At 43.2% G+C, this 8497-nt stretch carries 10 protein-coding genes; 7 read left to right on the top strand and 3 right to left on the bottom strand.

Going from position 1 to position 8497, the window contains the following annotated elements; all coding sequences use genetic code 11:
- Positions 1-562: 562 nt before the first annotated feature.
- The 3 genes from WBA89_RS17540 (at position 563) to WBA89_RS17530 (ending at position 2596) form a co-directional block, all read left to right on the top strand.
- Complete coding sequence (locus WBA89_RS17540) at positions 563-1600, top strand: adenylate/guanylate cyclase domain-containing protein (protein WP_424408457.1); 1038 nt, start codon at positions 563-565, stop codon at positions 1598-1600.
- 110 nt (positions 1601-1710) lie between these two features.
- Entirely contained in the window at positions 1711-2163 is a 453-nt protein-coding gene (locus WBA89_RS17535; RefSeq protein WP_424408455.1) for an EndoU domain-containing protein, read from the top strand.
- Between the two features lie 16 nt (positions 2164-2179).
- On the top strand, positions 2180-2596 hold the full coding sequence (locus WBA89_RS17530) for a hypothetical protein (protein WP_424408453.1): 417 nt from the start codon (positions 2180-2182) through the stop codon (positions 2594-2596).
- A gap of 92 nt (positions 2597-2688) precedes the next feature.
- Here WBA89_RS17530 and fabG read toward each other — a convergent pair whose 3' ends face one another.
- The gene (fabG, locus tag WBA89_RS17525; protein WP_424408452.1) at positions 2689-3453 is read right to left on the bottom strand and encodes a 3-oxoacyl-[acyl-carrier-protein] reductase; all 765 of its coding nucleotides are present in this window, start codon (positions 3451-3453) and stop codon (positions 2689-2691) included.
- Positions 3454-3526: 73 nt separating this feature from the next.
- On the opposite strand from fabG, the gene trxA reads away from it, so the two are divergent.
- Positions 3527-3844, top strand: coding sequence for a thioredoxin (gene trxA / locus WBA89_RS17520; RefSeq protein ID WP_424408451.1), 318 nt, complete (start codon positions 3527-3529; stop codon positions 3842-3844).
- Between the two features lie 87 nt (positions 3845-3931).
- Positions 3932-4516 (top strand): hypothetical protein, encoded by a 585-nt coding sequence (locus WBA89_RS17515; RefSeq protein WP_424408450.1) that lies wholly within the window; start codon positions 3932-3934, stop codon positions 4514-4516.
- A 216-nt stretch (positions 4517-4732) separates the two neighbouring features.
- Here the strand turns inward: WBA89_RS17515 and WBA89_RS17510 are convergent, their stop codons facing one another.
- Complete coding sequence (locus WBA89_RS17510) at positions 4733-5677, bottom strand: pentapeptide repeat-containing protein (RefSeq protein ID WP_424408449.1); 945 nt, start codon at positions 5675-5677, stop codon at positions 4733-4735.
- A gap of 519 nt (positions 5678-6196) precedes the next feature.
- Entirely contained in the window at positions 6197-6754 is a 558-nt protein-coding gene (locus WBA89_RS17505; RefSeq protein ID WP_424408448.1) for a pentapeptide repeat-containing protein, read from the bottom strand.
- Positions 6755-6839: 85 nt separating this feature from the next.
- Here WBA89_RS17505 and WBA89_RS17500 point away from each other — a divergent pair, with 85 nt between their 5' ends.
- Both WBA89_RS17500 and WBA89_RS17495 read left to right on the top strand, forming a co-directional pair.
- Positions 6840-7406 (top strand): pentapeptide repeat-containing protein, encoded by a 567-nt coding sequence (locus WBA89_RS17500; RefSeq protein WP_424408447.1) that lies wholly within the window; start codon positions 6840-6842, stop codon positions 7404-7406.
- Between the two features lie 422 nt (positions 7407-7828).
- Positions 7829-8431, top strand: coding sequence for a hypothetical protein (locus WBA89_RS17495; RefSeq protein ID WP_194062127.1), 603 nt, complete (start codon positions 7829-7831; stop codon positions 8429-8431).
- Positions 8432-8497 lie beyond the last annotated feature (66 nt).

Raw genomic sequence — 8497 nt, 5'->3', positions numbered from 1 at the left:
GACGCTGATGCTATTAATCACCAAAGAAGGCTTGAGAGCAAAGTAAGGGATTACCCGTTTTTGATTGTTGGCATCAATCCTTTGTTCAGCCCTATTCAAATTTTGTTGGAACTGGCTGGCTAAAAATTCGATCGGCGTTCCCGCAAAAAATTCATTAAAGCCCATCCGGTAAAGTTCGCGGAAAGATTTATCGTAATAACTAAAGTCTGCTAAAATATAAAAATATGTGGCCGATATGTGGGACTATATAACTAATTTATCATGCTTTCATCACGCATTGAACTATTAAGAATAATTTCATGTTTTCGATAAAAGTAACGCTAGAAAACAGAACTCCCAACTCTGCGACTTCTTGAAGAAGTTGGGGCTCTAATAGCGATCGAGTGAGGCGATCGTTTTCTGAATGTCCCGTATCGGGCCTCAGCTTGGCGGTTGAGTTCGGAAAACGAGAGAAAATCCTGATACAGTTAAGCAATCAGGGCATATAGAAAAGAGTTTTAAAAATTGGGTTGGCATCGCAGAAGCGAGATTTCTCGCGCTATTTAGGTTGGAGACGCCACAGATGCCGCACATTCACTATCTGCCGGACGATCGCACGATCGAGATAGACGACAACGATATAATTCTGGAAGCTTCCCTCAGTGCCGGCATTCCCCACACCCACGCCTGCGGCGGCAGCGCCCGGTGTTCGACTTGCCGCGTCTTGATTGTCGAAGGTTTGGAATTTTGCTCTCCGCGCACCTCGCCGGAAGAGGAACTTGCAAAAAAATTAGGCTTAGAGCCCGAAATTAGGCTGGCTTGTCAGACGCAGGTGGCGGGCGGGAAGGTGATTTTGCGGAGATTGGCGATCGATTCTGAAGACTTGGAAGTATTTAACGAGGAAATGGTCGGAAAGTTGATTTCTGCACCTGTGGGACACGAGAAAAAAATTGCAATTTTGTTTGCTGATATTCGAGGGTTTACTGCGTTTGCAGAATCGCTGTTACCCTACGACGTAATTTATGTTTTAAATCGCTATTTCCAGAAAATGGGTTTTGCAATCAATAAGAACGGTGGGATGATTAATAATTATATGGGAGACGGTTTCATGGCGCTGTTTGGGTTAGAAAATCCCGAAAAGGCGGCAGAACAAGCAGTGAGGGCGGGAGTCGAGATGCTGGAGGAACTAGAGAAACTCAATCCCTATTTTGAGACTTTATACCGTCACCGATTGCGGATTGGGATTGGGATTCACTGCGGTTGGGTGGTGGTGGGGAATTTGGGGGCGTCGAACAGTCAGACAGTTACGGCGATCGGAGATGCGGTGAATTTTGCCAGCCGGATCGAAGCTGCTAACAAACAAGTAGGAACAAGTTTGTTGATTTCCGAGGAGACTTATCAGGAAGTCAAGGAATTGGCGATCGTCAATCAATGCGTATTAGTTGAAATTCCGGGAAAAAGCGGCGAATACCCGCTCTATGAAGTAATCGGGATGCCGCCGCTGCCCGTGGAAATCGAAGATTTATTTGAGGTAACAAAAGTTTCAATTTGGCAAACTTTTGTAAATAAGTTACGGGCTTTCTCTGCTGCGGTGTACAATTGGATTAGGAAAATATTTTGATTTTAAAAATTAGGTTGAGCCGATCGTAAATGCGATCGCCCTTATTGCCAACAGCGACATTAGCAACTAATCTTCGTAGCAGTCCCAATAGTATCACATTTTCGCTCTCAATGCAATCAAGTTCAAGTGGTAGTCCAGGCAGTTCTAATCATCTACCATCCGAACTCCAAGAGAAAATTCTCTATGGAGAACGCCGTCCACCCAACTCTAACAGGATTGTCGGTGCCCATTCACCCCAAATTAAAACTGACCCAAATTTTACAGTCAGAGTTATTAACAATAATTCAGATGGCACAACATTTGTCGAGTCAATTAAACAATTTCCAGACGGCAGTTTTTCTCGCCCCAAAAAATCAACTCTAGCACCCGATAGTTGGAGTAATGCTAAAATTATAGATGTTACCAATCAAGTAGCAAAAACACCTACTGTTCACACTCGTTCTTCTGATGGTGTGACTTTCCATCGCGAAACAGTTGATGGAGTAGAATGGCTAGTTATCAAAGATGTTGCAGGCAACATAGAATCATCCTATCCTACAGGCGGCAATCCAATCACTTTCTAAATAAGGAGTTAAAACAGTGATGATTTTTCAACAGCTAGACGAATATTTAAACAAAGAATTTTCGGCGGATTTTTGGTCTGATTGTGCAGTCATATCTGCCATTGATTTAATTCAAAAAATGACTCCTACTGATTGGGATTCACTCAAATCCTGTTGGCGCGATCGCCCCCAAGAGTGGCAGTACCGCTGCGCCGAAATTATTTCCGATGCAGACTCCCAACAAGTAATTCCTATTTTACTCGAAATGCTTCAAACACCGGATGATGAGCTTACCATCACAGCAGCAGATTCTTTAAGATCGATTGGTGTAGCCGAACAAAATGTTTATCTGGAGCAAGATATTTTAAAACGCTTGCAAATACTCTCTGAAAATAGTTCTATCGCTAAAATCATTGTCAATGAACTGCTCAAACAATTGCCAGTGAGAGTATGAGTATAACTTCACAATTCAACCGCAGATATCCGCTTTCATCGTGGCACAGGCATCTTGCCTGTGCAATATCTGCGGTTAAAAAAAAACCAAATCTAAGCCATCACCATTCCCCCATCCACATTAAAAACCTGGCCCGTTATATAAGCCGCCGCCGCATCCGCCGCCAAAAACTTCACCATCCCCGCAACTTCCTCAACTTCCCCGTATCTCCCCAGCGGAATATATTTCAAAATCTCATCAGACTTGACATCCTTCGTCATATCTGTAGTGATAAAACCCGGTGCAACTGCATTCACAGTTATGCCGCGACTAGACAATTCCTTCGCCACAGTTTTGGTAAATCCAATAACTCCAGCCTTCGCCGCACTGTAATTAGCTTGTCCGGGATTGCCCATTTGTCCGGCCACCGAAGCAATATTAATAATTCGGCCGCTTCGCTGTTTCAGCATGATTTTACTCGCAGCTTTCGCGCACAAAAACACGCCGGTTAAATTCAAATCAATCACAGCTTGCCAATCTTCCAGCTTCATCCGCAACAGCAAAGTATCGCGGGTGATGCCGGCATTGTTCACCAAAATGTCAATCCGCCCCCATTTTTCCATGACTTTACTGATGAGTGAATCCACTTGGTCAGTTTTGGAGACATCTGCTGCAAGCGCCACAGCTTCTCCTCCCGCAGCGATAATTTCTGCGACAACCTCATCAGCAGCAGCGCTGGAATTGGCATAGTTGACGGCGACTTTAGCGCCCTCTGCGGCTAGGGCTAAAGCAACGGCGCGGCCGATTCCCCGCGATGCACCGGTGACGAGTGCAACTTGACCCCGCAATCTCTGATATGTCTCTGGCAATAATTCCATAATTGTATCCTCGCAATCTACCAGAGAATTTTGCACTAAAATCGAGCCAGAACCAAAAAAATTATTTTGTCCTATGGCAGTTCAAAAACAGTTCAGCAGTTTTGAGGAGTTACTATCGGGCTCCGATTTGCCCGTGTTGGTAGATTTTTACGCTACTTGGTGCGGGCCTTGTCAGATGATGGCACCGATTTTGGAGCAAGTCAGCGGTCAGACGAAAGAGAAGCTGATGGTGGTGAAAATCGATACGGATAAGTACGAACAGTTGGCGTCGCAGCATCACATTTATGCTTTGCCGACTTTGGTGCTGTTCAAAAATGGCGCTGAGGTCGATCGCATTGAGGGAGTGATGCAAGCGGCGCAGTTGATCGATCGACTGCAACCTCACTTGTAACATCAGCCAATTATCTCACACCTAGGGTGCGTCAACTAATATCTGATTAATTATGAATAAGATAATCCTAGTTGACGCACCTTACTCATGAAAACTCCCAGCCACGCGATTATCAATCTCGCCATTCTCGGTAGAGCCCAGCATTCTGAGTTTAATTTGCTCATCGTTACGGGCGGAATCTTACCCGACATTCCGATATTTTTATTTTACTTTTGGGCGAAATACATTGCTCGTTTGCCGGAAGCTACAATTTGGTCAACAGCATATTACGAGCCTTTTGTCCAGAATATTGTGGCGCTGTTTCATTCAATTCCCCTCGCGGTTATTGGTTGGCTAATTGCTTATTACTTCGGCTGGCAAAGCGTGCAAATTCTGTTTTTCAGCATGATACTGCACTCTCTGGGAGATTTGCCAGTCCACAATGACGACGCTCACCGGCACTTTTTTCCGTTCAGCAATTACCGTTTTATCAGTCCGATTTCTTATTGGGATAGAAAGCACTACGGGTCAATTGTTTCTGTGGTGGAAATGCTGTTAGTGCTGCTGTCTACTGTCCGCGTTTTTGGTTTGGTTCACTCTTATATTGGGAAAGGATTGTTGATTTTGGTGAATGGTTTTTATTTAATTGGAGCGGTGTGTTTTTACGTTCGTTCTTTAGTTTCTAGTTCTTAACTATGCTGCAATTGCTTACTTAGATCGAATCCGGTAGCATCGTCCTGTATTCATCTCTCTATTCTCTCTCTGTGCCCTCTGCGCTCTCTGCGGTTAAATCATTCCGATTTAATTGGAAACGATATTACGGGACGATCGAGATTGTTTTTGCCTAATTAAGGGCGATCGTACTTACGGCAATCGAAGCTGACCCACCCTGCGACTACTTCTTCAAATTTAAAATTCACCCTCCATAATCTCTCCGCACCAGTATTCAGTAGCGTTGATAGGACCGGCGATAAATTCTCCATTGCTCCAAGTAGTCTCGTAAAATAATAAGTCTCCTTGAAGACCACCAGAAAGACAATTTTTAGCTCCCAGGAAGTTGCTTCTTATGAAGAGAGAATAACTCATGTCAACTCCTGATAAATTAGAGTCTCTCAAATCGCAATAAATAAAGCTGACACCACGATAATCTTCAGGCTGACTCAATCGAGCATTTTTAAAATCACAAAATATAAGTTGTCTTCCCAAACCCAAATTAGTTTCTAAACAAGCACCGCTAAAGTTGACATAGCTCAAGCAAGAACGACTCAGGTCAATATCACGCAAGTCAGCACCGCTTAAATCAACACGATGTAATATTTTATCCTGAAAATTCCGCTCGCCCTCGCCATAGCGCCGGAGCAATTCTTCAGCAGACAACGCTCTGTTTAAATCGTTTTGAATCCTGCCGTCAGGCATAGTCACTTGATGGAAAATAGTCCGCTCTGTTGTTTTAATATCGGTCAGGTTAGCATCAGTTAAGTTAGTCTCAATCAGCACCGCATCGCTTAAATCGGCACCAGTCAAATCGACACCCCTCAAATCGGCACTCCTCAAGTCAACATTAAGCAACTTAGCATTCCTGAGATTGGCATTACTCAAGTTTGCCCCAATCAGTAGGGCTGAATCCAGCCATGCTTTTTCTAAATTCGTATGGCTCAAGTTAGAATTAATTAAATAAGTACCGCCCAAACTAGCGCCTTCCAAATTAGCACCGCTCAAATTAACATCAATCAGCCAAAAGTCGTACAGGTAGGCGTTGCTCAGATCGACGCCACTGAAATCGCGATCGCCAGTCCTATACCGTCTAACTAACTCTTGAGCCATATATTTGCTATATAGCAATTTTGGGTTCATAACTGTTTTTCCAGATCGCGAATGGTTTGATTTTAGCTTAAATAATGTCACTTTTGCGGATAACTACTATTAGACAGTACCGAATTTATTAAGCGGTACGGTTTCGCCTGCGGGTCGGGATATTCCCAATCTTCCGTTTACTGAGAATAACACAACAGCCCCCGGACTTAAGTTACCGCGAGAAGGTTGGAGGTCAGAAAAGCCCGATTCATCTGCTCCGCTATTGGGAAAACCGGATTTGTCGGTTTTGCTGGGAACTAATAAAGATCACCCAGATTACAATAGCAGTCGTGCTGGGTTTACGAAGGAAACCGATCCTATTTTGGTATTGCTGGAAGGGGAGCCGTACACGGACGTATTTTGGGCTGGTATGGGGGGACATCAGACCTCATTTCATCCTATAACAGGCTACTTTTGATTGATAAGCTAATGTACATTTAACTTGCTTAGTTTAAATTGAACAGGCTTAACTCGCCTCAGCAAACTAGATGTCCGTTAGTTTACCAAGTATTTCTCAGCTTAAATATCTCCATATTTTTTCTCAGTAAACTCCCAAGTAGATTCAACGAACTGACCGTTAGGCAATACGATCTGATGTCCGGCTACATCAGCAGGATCGAACCCTGTCGCTCCTGTTAAATCAACTAAAGCCATTAGAGTTTCGTTCCAAATAGCTCCCTCAAAATTAACGTTTTTCAAGTTACAATTTTCAAACCTGGCATCACTCAGATTGACATTTTTCAGAGTAGCTTTTTCTAAGTCAACAGAGACCAGATAAGCTTCTTCCAAACTAGCATCATCCAAATTTACTCCCCTCCAATTAGCGTCAATAGAAACTACACCATACATAGTGGCAAGCATTAAGTTAGCCCCTTCTAATTGGACTTCATACAGGTGGCAATCTCCCAAGAACACTCGGCTCAAATTCGCTCTACTAAAGTTAGCTCTACGCAAGTTAGCACCAGCTAGATCGATTCCAGACAAATCAGCTCCGCTCAAATTAATACCCTCTAACTCGCTACTCCGAAAATCTCGCTGTCCCTTGGCGTATCTTTTGAGTATTTCTTCAGCGTTCATAGCTTTATGATGCAAATTGTTTATGCTTTCATCGTAGCACTGTCACTTTTAGTTTATCATTTGAAAGTGATTAAAGAGGCAAGTTATGAACGCAGAAGAACTGCTCAAAAGATACTCAGCGGGTGAAAGAGATTTTCGTCGGGTTAACCTAGAAGGTGCCGAACTAAGAGGCGTAAACTTGAGTGAGGCTGACTTCACGGAAGCTAACTTGAATGGTGCCATTCTGAAAGAAGCCAATCTCAGACGTACTATTTTTCGGTCAGCTAGATTGGAAGATGCTGATTTAACTCATAGTATGCTGGACGAAGCAGATTTGTCTAATGCTAGTTTAGAAAATAATCTAGAAAGAGCTTCATTGGAGAGAGCTAACCTAAGTATTGCCAACTTGACAGATGGTAATTTGGAATATACTAATCTCCGAAATGCCAACCTGCAAAATGCTTGTTTATTTGAAGTTAGCTTGAAAGGAGCCAATCTGGAAAGAGCAGACCTTAGAGGTGCAATGATGGGTGAAATTTGTCTGTATGAGACAAATTTGAGAGGAGCACTTGTTGAAGGTTGCGATTTAGGCGACAGCTACAAGCGAAATACTATCATGCCAGATGGACAAGTTGTGACTGATGAATATGCTGAGATAGAAACTGACGATTAAGCAAATCGAGGAGTTGGGGCGGTTTTACAAGATTGTCAATTTATATGAAATATTATGGCGAAGTGAGCTCCTACAAGAATCATGGGTAATCGACCGAAATTGATATAACTTGTAAGGTGCGTCAGTTGGTAGCGATTTGAGAGCGAAAATGATTGAATCTGACGCACCCTACTAATATCATGTCCTTGTAGGGTGCGTCAGTTGGTAGCGATTTGAGATTGAAAATGATTGAATCTGACGCACCCTACGACTTCGATCCCGATCCCGATGACATCAATGAATAATATTACATCCGTTTGATTGTCGCAGTACATTAGGGGCTATCACAGGGGGATTTCCCCTACTTATCTACGTGCATTTAACCGGATTTGATATGAGCGATAGCACAAGGCAAAAATAACAAAAATTATAGGAGAGAGTGTATGAATTATAGCACTCGGGAATCTTTAGTTAGAAAATTCTACGAGGAAGAAATCGGTAAGTTTTACGATCGCTCTGACTCTTTCTCGGATTTCTTCCCAGACTGTCGCATCGGATGTCTTCAGTTGTTTGGTGGGTTTGGTGATGGTTTGGAGTCGGTGGAGATTGAAAGACCTCCACAAGACATACCTAAAACTGTGGCTGACACTTACGATCGACATTTTTGCTACTCTCAGCACAGCCTCAGCGAGATATATCTTGTAAAAGTTCCCGTTGAATCTCAAATTTCATTTGCTCTTCTGATACAAGGCTATGTTGATGATGGTTGGGATAATAGCGGCTCTTTTATAGAAGTTTTTGATGAACAAGGTCAGTTTCTGGGAGCTGGTTGTTGCGATCGCAAATGTCAACATACAGGAGCGATAAAGTGGTTAGAGCGACAATTAAATGGTCGTGACTTATCTATGCCTTCTCCACCTTGGATTGGCGATGAACCTGAATCTCAGCCTGTTTCTGAGCCAATGTGGTCGGAAGAAATACTTTCGCAACACGCTGTAAAAATCGATCGCGAAGGTTCGATTATCCGCTATGTAATGTTTAGCTAATTTCAATCAGGTGCGTCATATCGTTTCCGGTTTCATCGGTATGATATAGAGGACACGGCAGTGCCG

Origin of the sequence: Microcoleus sp., assembly GCF_049646505.1 — a bacterium.
Taxonomy (GTDB): domain Bacteria; phylum Cyanobacteriota; class Cyanobacteriia; order Cyanobacteriales; family Microcoleaceae; genus Microcoleus.
This window is presented reverse-complemented; position numbering and strand designations above follow the sequence as displayed.

Excerpts from the sequence above, each read along its gene's own strand:
- WBA89_RS17510 (WP_424408449.1), bottom strand. The coding sequence starts at position 5,677 with ATGAACCCAAAATTGCTATATAGCAAATATATGGCTCAAGAGTTAGTT.
- trxA (WP_424408451.1), top strand. The coding sequence starts at position 3,527 with ATGGCAGTTCAAAAACAGTTCAGCAGTTTTGAGGAGTTACTATCGGGC.
- WBA89_RS17540 (WP_424408457.1), top strand. The coding sequence starts at position 563 with ATGCCGCACATTCACTATCTGCCGGACGATCGCACGATCGAGATAGAC.
- WBA89_RS17495 (WP_194062127.1), top strand. The coding sequence starts at position 7,829 with ATGAATTATAGCACTCGGGAATCTTTAGTTAGAAAATTCTACGAGGAA.
- WBA89_RS17535 (WP_424408455.1), top strand. The coding sequence starts at position 1,711 with ATGCAATCAAGTTCAAGTGGTAGTCCAGGCAGTTCTAATCATCTACCA.
- WBA89_RS17505 (WP_424408448.1), bottom strand. The coding sequence starts at position 6,754 with ATGAACGCTGAAGAAATACTCAAAAGATACGCCAAGGGACAGCGAGAT.
- WBA89_RS17515 (WP_424408450.1), top strand. The coding sequence starts at position 3,932 with ATGAAAACTCCCAGCCACGCGATTATCAATCTCGCCATTCTCGGTAGA.
- fabG (WP_424408452.1), bottom strand. The coding sequence starts at position 3,453 with ATGGAATTATTGCCAGAGACATATCAGAGATTGCGGGGTCAAGTTGCA.
- WBA89_RS17500 (WP_424408447.1), top strand. The coding sequence starts at position 6,840 with ATGAACGCAGAAGAACTGCTCAAAAGATACTCAGCGGGTGAAAGAGAT.